We start from the raw sequence: 15,230 nt of genomic DNA, 5'->3' as shown, positions 1-15,230 counted from the left end.
TTAGGCCCTCCCTCTGGACATGGAATATCTCTCTGTATGGGCCTTTAGTTCGGATGGGGTTTTCAATCGAGTTTGGGCAAGATTTAAGTCGGACTCGTGCCTCGAATAAGCTTTTTTAAGGCCTAAGTACTGCTCCTTATGTTCAATCGTCGTTTGAAAATCATCCCCATATTTTGACCGGCTCTGTTCATATTGAGCTTTGGCAAAGTTCATGTCTGGTCTAAGTTCATTCATTTTACTTTGGGTTTCTCTAATTTTCAACTGGTTTTCCTTTACGAAGCTGGGAGCTGCAAACGGTCCTTCGTGCCCCGCCATCCTAAATGCAGTATTTACTTTGTCTTGCATGCCAACGACCGTTTGTGCAAGACCATTGCCTTCTTCTAATGATTGATTCTTTATACGCTGAGTAGCATCAGCAAGTCCTGCTCTAACTCCATGGTTCTCCGATATACTTTGTGCGACCGTTTGAACACCAGAACCGGTAGCGTTTACTAATGAGCCTCCTGCCTTGGACAGCTTGGCTCCTGCGCCATAGCCGATCATCATCCCTGCTGCAGGATTAGTGCCGGTCATAGTTGCGTAAGTCCCACCTGCCGCTATCGTAGTTCCTTTAACAGCTCCTCCGGCCAAGGCCCTGATTACCCTATTTCCTGCGATTGCACTACCTGTATTGAACGCTCCTTGGGCAAACTTCCCAACACCTGACGTTGCTCCCATCAGCTTACCGCCGCCGTGAGACATACTTTCATCACTTGTTCCAGTATCATGCCCACCACTGCCTCCATCAGTGTATCTGCTTGCGCCTGAACGGCGGGCTAACATCATAAAGCCCAAGCTGCCCAGTGAGGATGCTCCTGTTGCACCAGCCATAGCACTGATAGCTCCACCGCGAAATCCACCTTGCAGCCCTAATAGTTCTCGAATTAGATTCGTGATCGTTGGCAGACCGGCCAAATAGGCCAGCATAAGCCAAAAGGCTACCGATTCCCCCATGCCAGGTGCTTGTAAAGCCATAAAAAACACGCCCAAAGCCAAGGCGTGGGCAAGGGGCAATAGTGCATTAGCAACAAATTCTTTCATCCAAACCTGCAAAGCATGGCGATAGGGCGGGAAAACCGAAAGTGTAGTAACAACGGGAAACAGGAGGATTAATCCCCCCATTATGATGAGCCTCATAACATACTGATAATTTAATGCCAAAACCATCAATGCTGCCAGAAGCAACAGTATACCCAGTGGTAATGACCCAAACTGCATGGCAGCGTTAAATCCTGCCTGCCCATCCCCCCATATCATGTTCATAAAAAAGTTGGGGGTTACTCCGTACTTCAACATATTAGCCCAAATGAGCTTTATGAAAAAATGGATGACTGAGATAATCGCTGACCAAATATACGCCCCAAACCGTAAGGAAAGTAGCGCAACGATGAAGGCTTGTGCGTACTCCTTTATCTTTCCTCTACCTTCGACTGTTCCTGAAGTCAGCATAAATATTATAGCTAGCACGACTAGGGCGATAACAAGAGGTATTGGCAGGAGCTTTGTGAATCCGTCATAGAGAAAGGCGATAGCCTTGAAATAATAACCGGGAAACACCCCTAAAACAACTTGACTGGCCTGTGTCGGGTCACTAATTATTGAACCGTATAGACCATTAGCCAAAAATGAATCGCTTTTGTCTGCACGTGCGTCATACCCAAAAATCAGTATCATGGGATCGTCTAACTTGAAGATATGCATTAACCAATTCGTTGCGTTTGTTATGATTTTTGCAATAAACCTTTCTCCATAGCTTGGTGGATTCTCCTCGTTGAGATCCCGAATATCATTGTTGTTCAACAAGGCGTTGTGTGAGGGTAAAGGTTGCGGTTCACTAGGTACCGATGGGACAGTTTGCTGTTCATCAGGTTCGCCAGAGCCATCAGAGGATATAGGCTGTTGATTACCGGGCACTGAATGAACCGGTCCGGGGATATCAGGAAATGGATTGGGTTGCTCTTCATCAAGATAACCAGGAAGAGGCAACGATGATACCTCAAGCTCGTTGCCACCTCCCAGAGCAAATGCAGCTGAGCTGAGAGCTAAAATAAGCATTGCCGATAATAAAACAACGGTAATTCCTTTGCGTTTGCGTTTGCGTTTGCGTTTTTTGGCTAAGGCTTTTGCTAAAAATTGAGGCATTCTCTACACCTCCTCTTGGCCTACGTCCAGCGGCACCATTTGTAGCGACTCTTGGCCCAGCTTGGCTTTTAACATCTCTTTGCGTTGCCAGAAGGCCGGATCGTTGGGGTTGGTCGTAAACATGACGTGTTCAAGATCTGATGCCTGAATATAGACAATGTCCGATTCATCTTCAATCCGCATGATTACCTCCCCCTTTTTGGCTCGTAGGAGAAATCCGGCCTCTCCTTCCGATAGCCGAAGTTCATCTGAGATAACCTGGATATCAATATCTTCTTGCTTACCAATAATCTTAATCGGTGAATTCTTAATTGCCGCTATTCCGGCGTTGGACCGTCTCAAGACTTCTAAGCCTTGCGTAACAGCGCACATTCCGGTATTTGTTGCTCTAAACTCTCGATAGGCAGCCTCAGCAAAGGGGCCGCCTACGTCTGGATCATCAAGAATGTTCTGTGCCTCCTCAATCACAATGATCTTTTCCTGACTGACATCCGCTTTAGCAAAATTCTCATTAAGCCACATAGCGATTGCAGTTAAACCGATAGGTCTCATAATGTCCTTGTCCAGCCGGTTGACTGCGAAACCATACCCAGGGAAGCCTTTAAGCTCAACTGTACTTTGGCCGTCAAAAATGGAGTAAGAAGGGCTGGTTCCGTGATGAGTAAAAGGTTTCAGCAGTTCGGCAGCCTGTCGTACCTCCTCTAAGTCGCTTTGTTCCATGTGTTTGTATAATCCCCCCAGTTCTGGCATAGCCCTTTTCCGCGTTGTAGAAATGTTGGAGCTGCTGATAGCTGCTTGATATAGACTTTTCGGATCTTTGGTAATCCCTGCATCCGCATATTGCTTACGGATAGCCTCCCCGATATATACTTTTACCCGGCCTGTCAATGCCTTACGGTCATACGTCGCAATCATTTTAAACACAAGAGCTTGTACATTATTGGACGCACTTTCAATGTCGATATAACGTGTACCATCCACATCAGTGCTTATCTCTACGTCATAGGGATTGATTCTGTTTGGTGATTTTTCGCTGAATTCGATATAAGGCAAACCGCAGAGCATGAACCATTCCTTATGCTCACCCTTCCAGTCCACTACAGCAATGTGTCGGCCAATGTGCATACTACGGTGCATAATCACTTGGGTTGTATAGGTTTTTCCGGCTCCGCTTCGACCCAGAATAATCATATGCTGGCAAGGTAGTGCTGGATGCCATTGGTCGAAATAGACCGGTCGGCCCAGGCCATCTATGCCCAGGATTACCCCTGTTTTATGCGTAATGCCCCCTTGGGCGAAAGGAAAAAGATCCGCCAAGTTTGATGATTCCAGAGTAACGAAATGCTCCTTATATATCTGCTGTGGTGGTGATATCGGAATAATGGTTTGTAGAGCCTCTAACTGTTTTCCATCAGCTGGACGAAGATAGATGGATTTACCTGCAAACCGCTTAATCAAGGCATTACAATACATTTTAAAGCTTTTAAGATCGGTCCCGCTAGCGATAACCTGAATAGATGTTTTAAATGAGCGTTCAATCTCCCTCCTCAGTTTCTTTTGTCGGATTTTAATATCATTGACTTCATCTCTCATAGTGTCTACTTTAGATGGATCACCTTCTAACGCCATATCTGAGAGCAGCCCTTTTAACCGGCGACCAAGTTCCTGCAACTCTATATCATTTGAAGATGGTCGCACATGGATTGCGATATCTATATCCCCGTCACCGAAATTACCCCTTGCCAGGTCATCCAGCATCCCGGCCCATGTGTTACCACTCATAATCTCAGCGAAAAATGAGCGATAGTATCTCTTGAATGTTGATGTCCCTCCAATCTCGACCATGTATTCACCAACTACTACCCCATCCGAAATATCCGCAGGCAGGAGTTCTTTTACCACTGAAGGGGCAACAAAGTCGATGGGTTCGGGTTTACCATCCCATAACCCCGGTTGTTTTTTGTTGTTTATCGTGCGTTTTTCTTTTTCCGCTGGTTCTTGTGGTGTTTTGGTTTCAGACCGTTCTTTTACCTTAAATGGCATTATCAAAATCCTCCTGTAAATCTTCCGCAAGTGCTCTTGCTGTCTTGCTTTCATAAAAAGTCGTGAACGCCTGGGCTTCACTGGCTTCTTCAGGACTGGAAAAACTGGCATTGTCTTTCATCAGGATTTTATGAGTCAACCCGTAAACTTGGCCACGCTTTAACATCCAACATGAAATCCCCATCTGTTCGGCATAACTTCTTGTTATGTTGATCGCCTCGCTTAGAATCATTCGTGACAAGTTTTTTCGTTCTTCGCTAGACATAGGTTTTTTACCGGAAATTTTATTAATTAATCCATCAAGAGTGGCATTTCCTGTGGCAACTCCGGAGTCAATGGAATCAGATTCCGGGTCGTATTGAAAAACTATATAGCCATGATAGTCCCTGGAATTCTTATCCTCATCCATGCCTTTTATAAAATCTACCACTCCCTGCCCGCTTGCTTGAAGCTCCGGTGTGAGGCGGCCCTTTTCAATCTTCTCTTGATACATTTGGGCATACTCACGGACATCCACAAATTGAGACAACTGAACAAATGAATAGGGCAAACCAATCTCATTAAGATAGCCACGAAACGATATCCATCGTTGCGCCATCTCAGACTCCGACGTGGTTCTCATATTGGCCTGAGTTACGTATAAGCAAGCTCTAAAGATCCCTCCAACCTCAATGATTCCATTTGAGGACACAATAGTGTCTTTGCTCTGACTAAAAAGGGCTTGTGTCGTGATCGGTTCTTTGTTCCTCCCCGTTTTGCCGCCCGTAGACTTATTTTTTGCCTTTGATAGTGCCATGAGAATTAAAAAGACTGCTCCAAGGGTTGCTATTAACATATATACATTAGATATGTCGATCTCCTCCCTTCACCGTGTTAACTTTGCGATAATAAAACACCCTCTGTCTGACTCTGATTTGAATCCATCTGATTGCATATTGCACAAGGGTTTTCCCGGTCGCTGGATGTTTCGCTCGTGCGAAAAAGGCTGCTAAGAGCGTAGGTATAAAATAATGCACATATCCCCATGGAAAAGTTAAAAAACCTATCGGTGGAATATACTCGGTCATTTGATAACTTATTGTCACCCCGGCAGCTATCCATATGGACTCATCCAATGAAAAAGAAAAAGGGCCTAAGGAGAAAAATTTCTCTTTCAGGCCCGATTGATAGGGTAATTCGTGAGTTTCTCTATACATCTAGTCTCCCTGCTTTCCCGGTTCTAAATTGTTATACCAAGCCAATTAAATAAAGTCCCAACAATTTTTTCCGCCATAAAGGCTATGACTATAGCAAGCACCAATGCCCCTACACGCCCTTTCATATCGGCGATGGTCTTGACGTTGGGACTAATCAATAGTCCATAACCAACAAAGATAAACATGATGACGGCGACAACTACAGCTATTATTCTTAACGAAGTAACGACATTATCCCCGGCTTTTGTTACATTTTCTGTCACCGCATCAACAGCACCGGCCCCCTGTGCAGATTTAACATCTGTTAGAATATCCGCAACCATTATCTGACCTGAAACTGGAATTGATTGCTGAGGGACAGCTAGAACCGATAGTGGCATCAGCATCAAGATGGTAAGGACAAGCATACCTAACGCATTGATTTTTCTAAGTGTAAAAAACATAATATTTTCCTCCTCGTTGTGTAAAGTTCTATTGGGTTTTTTAATGATTAATGGATTGGAGATTCTCTTCGAGTGTTTGATCGTTTGTTTTATTGGTTCACATCTCCCCTTTCATACCTAACGACCACTTCAAGCGTCTGTTTTCCGAATTGAAGGGCATCTTCTCGGTTTTCCATAAACAGATCCAGCCTGTTTCCCTTAATGGCTCCGCCTCTATCTGTTACTGTGAGTGTTTTTCCCAGCTCCGGTACATATATCTGTGCCCCAAAAGGTATCTCAGGCGGTGCCGCGATTGTCCTCCCTTCAACGGTCTTTTCGCCGCTCGCTGTTATCCCGAGCCCATCCATGCCGGGATCATGGTTTGTATACGCTGTGATGACCATAACCCGCCGTTCAATTTTGGGGATGTCCCCCCTACTGATTTCGTTTTTTGTATCCGGCTGATGGTAATCTGTGTTTGAGCCTTGTGCTTCAGAAATCATTGCAACAACGATTGAGTCTGACCGGACCTGTTTTGCCGATATATTCGTGGTCATAACCGTTGTAGATGAAAGCAGTAGGACCAAGCACGCTATGGCAGCTATATTGCGATTCAGTTATGACCACCACTTTTCGTGGCTTTTTTCCTGGCAAGACCTACAAGATTTACCCACCTACACAGGTCAAAGACCGGATAGTGACAGGTGTTTTTAGATTTGCAGTTATCGCAAATACACTTTTGCGCCCTACAGACACGGCAATAACACATTCTTCGATCCTTCCTTTCTTTTTGTAATTCTTTAGAAGTTTGTTATAAGTAGTTCGCTTATTTTCCCTCGTCCTGTAGCACTTGAGTTAATCATTCGGGTTGCAGAAATTCTATTAATATTAAACTTGGCGTACAGCTCATCAAAAAAATTATCCTCAGCATTAACATTTTTGGGATCAGAATTACTTACCACGGTTTTTGTTCCTTTACCCACAAGGATACTCACAAACTTAGCCAGCTCTATCTGCTTTTCATCAGGGAAGCCTTCTTCAGTATACGAGTTGAAGTTTGCCGTTTTATTTAAAGGGCGAAAAGGCGGGTCAAAGTACACGAAGGTATTTCCATCAATAAATTGCTCGGACTGCTTATAATCACCACACACTATTGTCACCCTTTTCAGCAATGCACTTGCTTCTCTCAGATTTTCCTCATCACATATTGCAGGATTCTTATACGAACCCATAGGGACATTAAATTCGCCCCTGCGATTAACCCGATATAGGCCATTAAAACAGGTCTTGTTAAGAAATATAAACAGTGCCGCTTTCTCGATATTTGTATGCGTATCACTCTTTACCTTTAGCGCATTAAAGGTTTCTCTTTTTTGATAGAAGTATTTCTTTTGCTCCACTGTACCCCCTGGTGTACTCATGAATTCACCTTTTAAAACCTTGAGACTATCTATTAATTCTTCACAGTTATCACGAGCGACCTTATATGTATTGATCAACTCTGGGTTCATATCGCTAATATATGCCTCTTTAATCCCATCATAGTTGGACAGAATATCGAAGAGTACCGCACCACCCCCTACAAAAGGTTCGGCATATTTTGTAATGCTTTTACCTAATTCCATCGGGTAAGACTTCCTTATTTCTGACAATAATTGGCCTTTTCCACCTGCCCATTTTACAAATGGTTTTGCACCCATACTGCTCTCCCCTTTGTTTTCCTTAATATAAAATATAACGCTCGTTCAGTTACCGAACATCCGAAACGCCGCTCCTAAAAAGGCCATGACACCGATTACTCCATCAAAAATACTACCCGTTTCAATACTAATAGGCGGTTTAATCCTTTTTTCTACAAATGGATATAAAGGTGGTATTCCTCCAGCAACAAAGTCCGCTAAAAGGTGCGACGTATAGCCGATAAGAAATGGCATAACGATAGGGATACCAATGTATTGCTGGTATCCCCCCGTGTTCTCGACAGCAGAAACCATAAGACCCGCAATGGCCACTCCTATTAACGAGTGTGTCACTCCCCTGTGCCTTATAAAGGCCATAATAAGTAAGCTAATTCCTATCAAAATAAGAATTGTGCTCAGTTCTACACTTCCGATTACGCCCTTAGTTTTTCCGCTAAGATAGATTGCCATAGCTCCTCCAAGCATGGCCATGATACGGTTTTTCCCAAATGGACCAGCTATTTGGGTTATTTTGCTACCCGGCTGGTCAATATCGGGAGCAAGGCTCCCTGCAACTACTGCGGTTAGCGAAACTACAAAAGGGAATAGGCTGTTAAATCCCGGCCAATGTAGGACTGTCCCGGATGCCCCAGAAGTCGGTACAAAGGTCGCTGCGAGTAAACCGATGGCAATATGCGTTTTTCCCATCATATGCTTATCCAGTTGGCCGGAACCGCTATCCCGACATATCTTCCGGAATCATTTAATTCATACTGGAACTCGACTCGGTTTGTTTTCACGAAATGAGTGCAGGCAATATCTGTGATCGTGTAAGAATCTCCGCTTTTTTCGTCGCGGATCTTATCTCCGATTTCAAAGGGGCAATGAGCCTTAAATGTCGCATACTGCATATTATTTCTCCTTTCCATCTTCAGAAAATCCTAAAATAAGGAAAAAACACTATTCTTAAACCTCCTCCTTTGGTGCATTTTCACCGGAGTTAACTAAGATAAAAGTCCTCGTATTTCCCGGGCTTAGGCTTGCCATCACCCTGTTTGTCCCCGACCATACCATATACTTTCAGGTGTTGTTTTTGCTTAATGTGTCTGTTTTGACGCCATGCTTCCCGTGCCTGTTTGCGCTCGTTGCGGTATTTTGCGAGGTGAACTGCTATTTTTTCCGGTGTATTGGCCCCGGCCCGAGCTAGATTTTCGATCACGTTATCGATATAGGTTATCGATCTTGCATTATTGCTGGCAGCATAATCAATCACGGCAATCATGAAATCCTTGCCATGCTCTTTGCAATACGTCATCAGCTTATCCAGTGAGACTGGGTTAAGCTGCCCGATGTTATCCTCGTAGAGTTTTACGATCTCGTTATCATCTTGATCTTGAACCTCCTCCGCCCCAGCCGATATTGTGGGATGGAGATTGGCGGCTGGAGGGGAGATACCAGGAGTGATTTTGTCTGACAAAAATTGGCTGTCCCCCGCAAGGGTACTACTACTACTAATCTCAGTATTACTATACTCAGTATTAATAGGGTAAAAATTTTTTACCTCAATTGAGGTTAACTTTTTTAACCTCAGAGTACTTTCTGAGGTTAATTTTTTTGACTTCAGACCCTCTGTTTCTGAAGTCAATTTTTTTGACCTTAGGGCTTCTGTTTCTGAAGTTAATTTTTCTGACTTCAGCTTTTCATTTTCTGAAGTTAATTTTCTTGACTTCAGCTTTTTCTTTTTATCCGATGCATGCAAAATTGCCTCCGTTTCCTCGATCTCTTTAATTGCTTCCTCTTTCGTCATGTATCTCACCTTGCAAACATATATTCTGTTTGCTCTGCGATTCCCCATCCTCCGTTCATAGATTAAACCTACTAAACTTAGTTTCTTAAATGAGGCGACCACAGTAGGCTTAGATATCCCAAGCCTATCCATTACCTCTTCTCTAGAAAAAACAAGGAAGATATATCCATTTTCGTCAACAAAGGTCGGATCTCCGTCAGCGGTTGTTTTTTGGGAGAGAAACATCCTGTCTTTTAAAAAAGAATACAGCTCCCTGTCTGTGGGGGTCAGATACCGCCTATAAAATTCGCACTCATAAAATTGACGTGGTAGCTGCAGAAACTGTTCCTTCAGTTCTTCCTCTTTACGGTAAAATTCAAGGGATCGTTTGCTTAGCTCATCAAAAAAACCGGTATGTTTCATTCTTCCTCAGCCCCTATCCCCTTTCTATCACGGGGTTTGATGTTATTTGATGGTAAAGGTCTGCATCTGGTCCCTCTCCGTACATTTCTCCACATCTCTTTGAATTTGGAACCAAGAATACACAATCGCAACCAGATACAGCACATTGATATCTATTAGTGTCTTCGTCATATGACTCTGCGCAACTACAACCCATCATATCTTTACACCTCCAATTCTTTTGAGAGTTTTTTGAAACAGTGGATCACTAAAAAAGGCTTCCCACAACACCTTTATGCTGCTTTTCCTGCTCTTCTCCAACGCATTTCCGTATTCTTTCCGATAGATAGGTCCGGCGAAGATTCGGAGTATCGTTCTTAATCGCCATTGCCACAGCTTTCTTTTGTCCGACCAAAATCATCATTTCTTCTGCTCTTGTCATGGACGTAAGCAAATTGTTTCTGGTTAACATGATAAAATGATTCGTCAAAATCGGTGAAATAACAACTTTTGCCTGTCCTCCTTGAGATTTGTGAATTGTGATGCTATACCCGGTAGTAAAGTCAAACTCTGTTATGTCTTCCCTTGTCAAAAAAACTTCTTCTCCCCATAAGTCACAAAGCAGTCCTTCCTCCTTGCTCTCTGGATCATCTGGATTGGAACAGATTGCTTTGATTGTTCCCATGGTTCCGTTATATAAATTCTTGGCTACCGAGTTTCGCTGGTTTTGAATGATCACATCCCCAACACGGAAAAGTTTACTACCTATCGCTAGTTCTTTTTTTCTCCTATCTGCCGGGTTCACGAGTGCTCTTGTTGCATCGTTCAAGGCTTCCACCCCTGCCGTTCCTTTCTTTATCGGAGACAGCACGAGTATATCTTCAGGGCGATATCCTTTCTCCAGCAATCTTTTCACACAGGCTAAAATCATTTGCTGCGTTGAAGCAGCATCCGGTCGTTCAATAAATATAAAATCTTTTCGGCTGGAGTCAAGATCTATCATCCGGCCTTCTTTGACTCGATAGGCATTTTCCGTTATTTGACTATTTTTAGCCTGCCGATACACCTCATCAAGATGGACTCGATGAACGCACTGACTGTTTATCATGTCACGTAAAACAGCTCCAGGACCAACGGAAGGGAGTTGATCGGGATCGCCGACTACGAGCACTTTTCCCCCTTTTGGTATAGCACGAAGGGTACTGCTGGCTAATTCAATGTCTGCCATAGACCATTCGTCCACGATTAAGTCCTCTTCAAGAGGATTTAGTTCGTCTTTTAGTGCTTTGTCAGGCGTTATTTCATTCTCAGCTGTGGTCTTAATTCCCCAGTTTAATACACGATGAACTGTTTTCGCTCCAAATCCAGAGGTTTTGTGCAAATTCTGGCTGGCCCGCCCAGTAGGAGCGCAAAGAATAAGTTCTTTATCGTTGGGAAACACTTGCCTATAAATATGGGCTATCGCTTTGATAACAGCCGTTTTTCCCGTTCCGGGACCACCAGTAAGGATCATTATATTCTTAGAGAAAAAGGTATAGATTGCTTCTTGTTGTTTTGCGTTTAGGATAATGCGGTTTTGAGTTTGATACTTTACTATTTCGTGGGCGATTCGTGCTTTGCTTATATTTACAGCAGAGCTTGTAACCATTTCCGCTATTTTCCTAGCCGCTGTACACTCATGATGATAAAGAGCCTTTAGATAAATCCTGTTGAAATCAATAACTATCTTTGAAGCCTTAGAAAGAAAATAAAGAGCGCTCTCAACATCTTCTTTACCAAGGGTTTTTACTAACGAGCGTTTGTTCAATAGGTTGAGAACATCCGTGATTAAATCGCCTTTTTCCGTGTAGCAATGCCCTTCATATTGCCGCAGAACATAGAGTATTGCAGCTTGGCACCGAAATGATGAGTCCTCACTTATTTCCATTTTCTTAGCGATACTGTCTGCTGCATCAAAGCCAACCATACTAAGGTTTGTTAACTCATAGGGATTCGCTTGGATTACAGGAACTGCATTTCCCTTGTAGAGATGATGTAGCTTTATCGCCATCTTTACCGTGACTCCGTATTGCCCCAGGTTTTTGATTATGTTTTGCACATTGAAATTCTCAGAAAGGCTTTCCACGATTCTTGTGGCGTTTTTCTTACCTACGCCCTTAATTGGAAAAAGGCATGCTGCGCCATCTCTCATGATGACTTCAATCGCGTTGTCACCGAGAGTTTCTACGATCAAATTTGCAGTTTTTGGTCCACAGCCTTTAATAATACTTGAACTAAGGAGCGTTATAGCTTGTGCTTTTGTTGTTGGTACGGGCTTTTCCCAGCCGGACAACTCGATTTGTAACCCGTGTTTTTTATCATTCACCCAATGGCCTTCGATGAGCAATTCGTCTTTTTCATGTACTCCGCACATTTTCCCTTTGATTGTTATCTCAATGTCACTTGGCCCGGCAAGAATAGCAATCATAAAATCTGTATCCGGTTTAACTGGCCGGGGAAAAAGTATCTTTTTGATGGTTCCTTTTAATCGAACAGTTTCAGTTTTTTGCGGGCTGCTTAGTACCGCCATGTTTCCACCACCCTTAACAAACCATTTTTAACACCGGCAGCTACAGTTTGAACGATGGTTGGTTTTTTAGCTGATGGACTTTCCGTGTCGGGCGGACTCTCCCGCCGATCTTCAAATAATATTTGGTATAGGCTGAGTGGCATTTTAGTAACCGTCCTGATTGTCCGCACAATAGAGTCAATGGTTTTATTAGCAAGGACATCTTGTGAGACATAAACTGTTTGCTTTTGTCGCTGTTCTTGTGTTTCGTCTTCTTTAACATCGACCTCAAGAGATTCCATCAGCGTGAACTCTCGGAACTCCTTGCCTTTTCCCTTATTTCGGTTTAATTCGGAGTTTTCGTAAACCTCTTCCTTAACCTCTGTGATTTTAACCTCTGGCTCAATATCCTCTATCACGTTAAAGAATGTATCCCAGTCTTTAGGATTAATATAAGCATCTAAAATATTAACCACTAAAGGGATACGCTTGATTAACTGCCATACCTTGTTGGGCATCCGAAGTGCATTAGAATCCTCTACCGTCACAAATATGTATCCCGCCACCTTTGCTTTCCATCGGTGATAAGACTTACCGGTTTGGGATATAGTCTGCTCAAAGGTTTCTAATGCGTGGATTGCCACTATCCCGGGATTTCCCATAGTTTTCATAAGATATATTAGTCCTTCTTTTACTTTCAGCTCACAACCTGATCGGACCTGAATGGCATACGTGTACCCCATCTTTTTTCCTCCTTATAAACCGCTATAAAGAATAAAGAAAGTTCTGTTGAGTGCTAACGAAACCTATTCGTGAGCACAGAATTACCTATTTAGCTTGGGCAAGCTTACTGAAACATTTCGGACATGCGTATCCCAATCGTTTTGCACTTTCACCACGCTTTTTCCGGTAAAGCAAGGCGATCATTTCTTTTTTAGGATTCTCTACTCCACAGAACTTGCAGGTTTCCCACAACTTTTTCTTTAGTTTCAGGCTGGGTTCTTTGCGGAGCAGACCGACAGGAAACTCCTGGAGGAATTCTTCCCCCATCAACTCCCGGAGAGATTCTTTCATGAATACCGGGGTCCCGACTTCCCGGCAATGATTGACGATGTCCCTTATCCACGCTTTTTCCGGGACGACCTTGCCTTCTCGCCTTCCCGTCTCTGCCCCAACAATTACCCAGGGCGAACTAAACTTGAAAGATAGGTCTCCCGATACAGTGAAGCTAATCGGCTCCAAAAGCGGCTCTATCGAGAGGAACGTGTTTATTCCAACTGGCGTGTAGACATCGTCCCCCTCATGCGTGAGCGTAGTCCCGTACCAGAAGTTATCTGCGCTCGGCAACTTCCTGGCCCGTGCAAGCGCGGAGTACCGTTTTGGATTCTTAGTTAGGAAAAGGTAATTATGCTGTGGAAACCTCTCGCAGGCGGTGAAAACCAACTGAATCCACTCATCCGGCACCCAGTATCCGAATAGGTCTGTCATGCTTCCTACAAAGATGTTGGCTCCGTTTTTGACCTTCCCCGGCCAATCAAAACGGTACTCATGCAGCGTAGGCGCGAATCCAAAAGGATAGCTGATAGAACGCTCGTTGCGCGTTATGAATGGCTCATGTAGGATATAAAAGCCTTCTTGGCCTTGATACCGCTCGCAGCGCGGGTCCGCCAAGTTCAGGCGTACATCCCCTGCGAATCGGGCCGATTGCCGTCTCGCATAACAATAGGGGCAAGTATGGTAACAGCCGGTAACTGGATTCCATGTATAATCGGTCCAGTCAATTTTGCTTTTGTTCAAAACAATCACCTCGCAGCCTTTAGCTTCTGTGAATTCTTGCTTGAACCTGAGCAATATAACCTTTCCTCAAAATAAATCTTGGGAACTTTACCATTGATGATTATGTAGCCCTTCGCTTTCAGCTCTTTATTTAGATCTCGAATGATTCCATAAGCCTTTGATTGAGAAATCCCAAGCATTTTCATAACATCGTCGACCTGATAGAATTCCATTTTCCTCCTCCTTTTTATCTGTAACGCGTCCTTTCTTATGTTGAGCATTTGATCATTTGTGCGTAAATCGACAGAGTTCGTGAATAATCTGGTCATCGATGTGTTAAGATATGGACAAGTGTTGATTTTTGTAAGAAGCATTTTCTATTGTTTCTATTCGCTTCATTCTGAAGCAATCCAAATCAAAAAAAATAGACTCCATATTTGCATCAAATAATTCTGATATTTTGCGTGCTAACCCATAACTTGGGTTTCTTGTGCCATTTTCAATGTGTCCATAGAAACTCCGCGAAATACCAACTTTATCTGCGACCTCCTGTTGCGTTATACCTGCTGCTTCTCTTAATTGAATTAATACATTTCGCATCTTTTCACCCCCTGAACAGCTTCATAATGTAGCATTTTTGTTTATATTATATTGCTACGCTATGAAGCTGTCAATAGTTTTTACTACTATTCGTAGCATTAACTTTATTTGCTACATTTTGTAGAGTAGTATAGTAAATACAACAAACCTTATTATTGGTGGTGGTATTGTGACGTTTTCGGAAAGACTGATCTACTTAAGAAAAAGACATGCATTAACGCAAAATGAGTTAGCTGATCTGGTTCAGATTTCAAGATCTGCCTTATCTTTGTACGAGATAGGAAAACGCGAACCTGATTTTGTAACTCTTTCTAGACTATCAGGATATTTCGGCGTTACTACTGATTACCTTCTTGGCAACTCTGACATTCCAAACCCCATCAGCTCGAATGATAAAATTAAAGCCGCCATCACTGACGACCCGGAACTGGCTAATTTTTGGGATGAGCTTTCTGAGCGCGAAGATTTACAGCTCATGTTTAAACAAGTAAAGGACCTCTCGCCACAGTCCATCCGAAAGATTGTTAAGGTTATCAAAGCCATTGAAGACGAAGAGTCCGGAGAATAGAATAGAAAAAAGAACTACTGTCGCTAACC

General features: G+C 43.3%; 16 protein-coding genes. 1 reads left to right on the top strand and 15 read right to left on the bottom strand.

What is annotated here, in order from left to right; translation table 11 throughout:
- The 15 genes from BUA14_RS08130 to BUA14_RS08055 form a co-directional block, all read right to left on the bottom strand.
- Positions 1–2,181, bottom strand: a complete 2,181-nt coding sequence (locus BUA14_RS08130; protein WP_072772134.1) for a hypothetical protein — start codon at positions 2,179–2,181, stop codon at positions 1–3.
- Between the two features lie 3 nt (positions 2,182–2,184).
- Positions 2,185–4,224, bottom strand: a complete 2,040-nt coding sequence (locus BUA14_RS08125; RefSeq protein ID WP_072772133.1) for a VirB4 family type IV secretion system protein — start codon at positions 4,222–4,224, stop codon at positions 2,185–2,187.
- Positions 4,214–5,020 (bottom strand): hypothetical protein, encoded by an 807-nt coding sequence (locus BUA14_RS08120; RefSeq protein WP_207649537.1) that lies wholly within the window; start codon positions 5,018–5,020, stop codon positions 4,214–4,216. The genes BUA14_RS08125 and BUA14_RS08120 overlap by 11 nt, the downstream gene beginning before the upstream one ends.
- 46 nt (positions 5,021–5,066) lie before the next feature.
- Complete coding sequence (locus BUA14_RS08115) at positions 5,067–5,420, bottom strand: hypothetical protein (RefSeq protein ID WP_072772131.1); 354 nt, start codon at positions 5,418–5,420, stop codon at positions 5,067–5,069.
- Positions 5,421–5,443: 23 nt separating this feature from the next.
- On the bottom strand, positions 5,444–5,863 hold the full coding sequence (locus BUA14_RS08110; protein ID WP_072772130.1) for a TrbC/VirB2 family protein: 420 nt from the start codon (positions 5,861–5,863) through the stop codon (positions 5,444–5,446).
- A gap of 89 nt (positions 5,864–5,952) precedes the next feature.
- Entirely contained in the window at positions 5,953–6,429 is a 477-nt protein-coding gene (locus BUA14_RS08105; protein ID WP_242954592.1) for a 3D domain-containing protein, read from the bottom strand.
- Between the two features lie 213 nt (positions 6,430–6,642).
- Positions 6,643–7,542 (bottom strand): DNA adenine methylase, encoded by a 900-nt coding sequence (locus BUA14_RS08100; RefSeq protein ID WP_072772128.1) that lies wholly within the window; start codon positions 7,540–7,542, stop codon positions 6,643–6,645.
- Between the two features lie 45 nt (positions 7,543–7,587).
- A complete protein-coding gene (locus BUA14_RS08095) occupies positions 7,588–8,232 on the bottom strand; it encodes a metal-dependent hydrolase (protein WP_072772127.1) in 645 nt (214 codons plus the stop codon).
- Positions 8,229–8,432 carry a hypothetical protein gene (locus BUA14_RS08090; RefSeq protein ID WP_072772126.1) on the bottom strand — a complete coding sequence of 68 codons (204 nt, stop codon included), beginning with the start codon at positions 8,430–8,432 and terminating at the stop codon, positions 8,229–8,231. Before BUA14_RS08090 ends, BUA14_RS08095 begins: the two co-directional genes overlap by 4 nt.
- A gap of 89 nt (positions 8,433–8,521) precedes the next feature.
- Positions 8,522–9,730, bottom strand: a complete 1,209-nt coding sequence (locus BUA14_RS08085; RefSeq protein ID WP_072772125.1) for a DnaD domain protein — start codon at positions 9,728–9,730, stop codon at positions 8,522–8,524.
- 247 nt (positions 9,731–9,977) lie between these two features.
- On the bottom strand, positions 9,978–12,278 hold the full coding sequence (recD2, locus tag BUA14_RS08075) for an SF1B family DNA helicase RecD2 (RefSeq protein WP_072772124.1): 2,301 nt from the start codon (positions 12,276–12,278) through the stop codon (positions 9,978–9,980).
- Complete coding sequence (locus BUA14_RS08070; RefSeq protein ID WP_072772123.1) at positions 12,266–13,000, bottom strand: transcription termination/antitermination NusG family protein; 735 nt, start codon at positions 12,998–13,000, stop codon at positions 12,266–12,268. The genes recD2 and BUA14_RS08070 overlap by 13 nt, the downstream gene beginning before the upstream one ends.
- 85 nt (positions 13,001–13,085) lie before the next feature.
- Positions 13,086–14,054 (bottom strand): DUF5131 family protein, encoded by a 969-nt coding sequence (locus BUA14_RS08065; protein ID WP_084078519.1) that lies wholly within the window; start codon positions 14,052–14,054, stop codon positions 13,086–13,088.
- 5 nt (positions 14,055–14,059) lie between these two features.
- Positions 14,060–14,266: a transcriptional regulator gene (locus tag BUA14_RS08060; RefSeq protein WP_072772121.1), complete on the bottom strand. Its 207-nt coding sequence runs from the start codon at positions 14,264–14,266 to the stop codon at positions 14,060–14,062.
- Between the two features lie 103 nt (positions 14,267–14,369).
- Complete coding sequence (locus BUA14_RS08055) at positions 14,370–14,633, bottom strand: helix-turn-helix transcriptional regulator (RefSeq protein WP_018213717.1); 264 nt, start codon at positions 14,631–14,633, stop codon at positions 14,370–14,372.
- Positions 14,634–14,802: 169 nt separating this feature from the next.
- On the opposite strand from BUA14_RS08055, the gene BUA14_RS08050 reads away from it, so the two are divergent.
- Positions 14,803–15,201 carry a helix-turn-helix domain-containing protein gene (locus BUA14_RS08050; RefSeq protein ID WP_072772120.1) on the top strand — a complete coding sequence of 133 codons (399 nt, stop codon included), beginning with the start codon at positions 14,803–14,805 and terminating at the stop codon, positions 15,199–15,201.
- Positions 15,202–15,230: the final 29 nt, after the last annotated feature.

Source organism: Desulfitobacterium chlororespirans DSM 11544, assembly GCF_900143285.1.
In the GTDB taxonomy this organism is placed as follows: domain Bacteria; phylum Bacillota; class Desulfitobacteriia; order Desulfitobacteriales; family Desulfitobacteriaceae; genus Desulfitobacterium; species Desulfitobacterium chlororespirans.
The sequence above is the reverse complement of the archived record's forward strand: the minus strand, read 5'-3'. Positions and strand labels throughout refer to the sequence as shown.

Excerpts from the sequence above, each read along its gene's own strand:
- BUA14_RS08130 (WP_072772134.1), bottom strand. The coding sequence starts at position 2,181 with ATGCCTCAATTTTTAGCAAAAGCCTTAGCCAAAAAACGCAAACGCAAA.
- BUA14_RS08125 (WP_072772133.1), bottom strand. The coding sequence starts at position 4,224 with ATGCCATTTAAGGTAAAAGAACGGTCTGAAACCAAAACACCACAAGAA.
- BUA14_RS08120 (WP_207649537.1), bottom strand. The coding sequence starts at position 5,020 with ATGGCACTATCAAAGGCAAAAAATAAGTCTACGGGCGGCAAAACGGGG.
- BUA14_RS08115 (WP_072772131.1), bottom strand. The coding sequence starts at position 5,420 with ATGTATAGAGAAACTCACGAATTACCCTATCAATCGGGCCTGAAAGAG.
- BUA14_RS08110 (WP_072772130.1), bottom strand. The coding sequence starts at position 5,863 with ATGTTTTTTACACTTAGAAAAATCAATGCGTTAGGTATGCTTGTCCTT.
- BUA14_RS08100 (WP_072772128.1), bottom strand. The coding sequence starts at position 7,542 with ATGGGTGCAAAACCATTTGTAAAATGGGCAGGTGGAAAAGGCCAATTA.
- BUA14_RS08095 (WP_072772127.1), bottom strand. The coding sequence starts at position 8,232 with ATGATGGGAAAAACGCATATTGCCATCGGTTTACTCGCAGCGACCTTT.
- BUA14_RS08090 (WP_072772126.1), bottom strand. The coding sequence starts at position 8,432 with ATGCAGTATGCGACATTTAAGGCTCATTGCCCCTTTGAAATCGGAGAT.
- BUA14_RS08085 (WP_072772125.1), bottom strand. The coding sequence starts at position 9,730 with ATGAAACATACCGGTTTTTTTGATGAGCTAAGCAAACGATCCCTTGAA.
- recD2 (WP_072772124.1), bottom strand. The coding sequence starts at position 12,278 with ATGGCGGTACTAAGCAGCCCGCAAAAAACTGAAACTGTTCGATTAAAA.
- BUA14_RS08070 (WP_072772123.1), bottom strand. The coding sequence starts at position 13,000 with ATGGGGTACACGTATGCCATTCAGGTCCGATCAGGTTGTGAGCTGAAA.
- BUA14_RS08060 (WP_072772121.1), bottom strand. The coding sequence starts at position 14,266 with ATGGAATTCTATCAGGTCGACGATGTTATGAAAATGCTTGGGATTTCT.
- BUA14_RS08055 (WP_018213717.1), bottom strand. The coding sequence starts at position 14,633 with ATGCGAAATGTATTAATTCAATTAAGAGAAGCAGCAGGTATAACGCAA.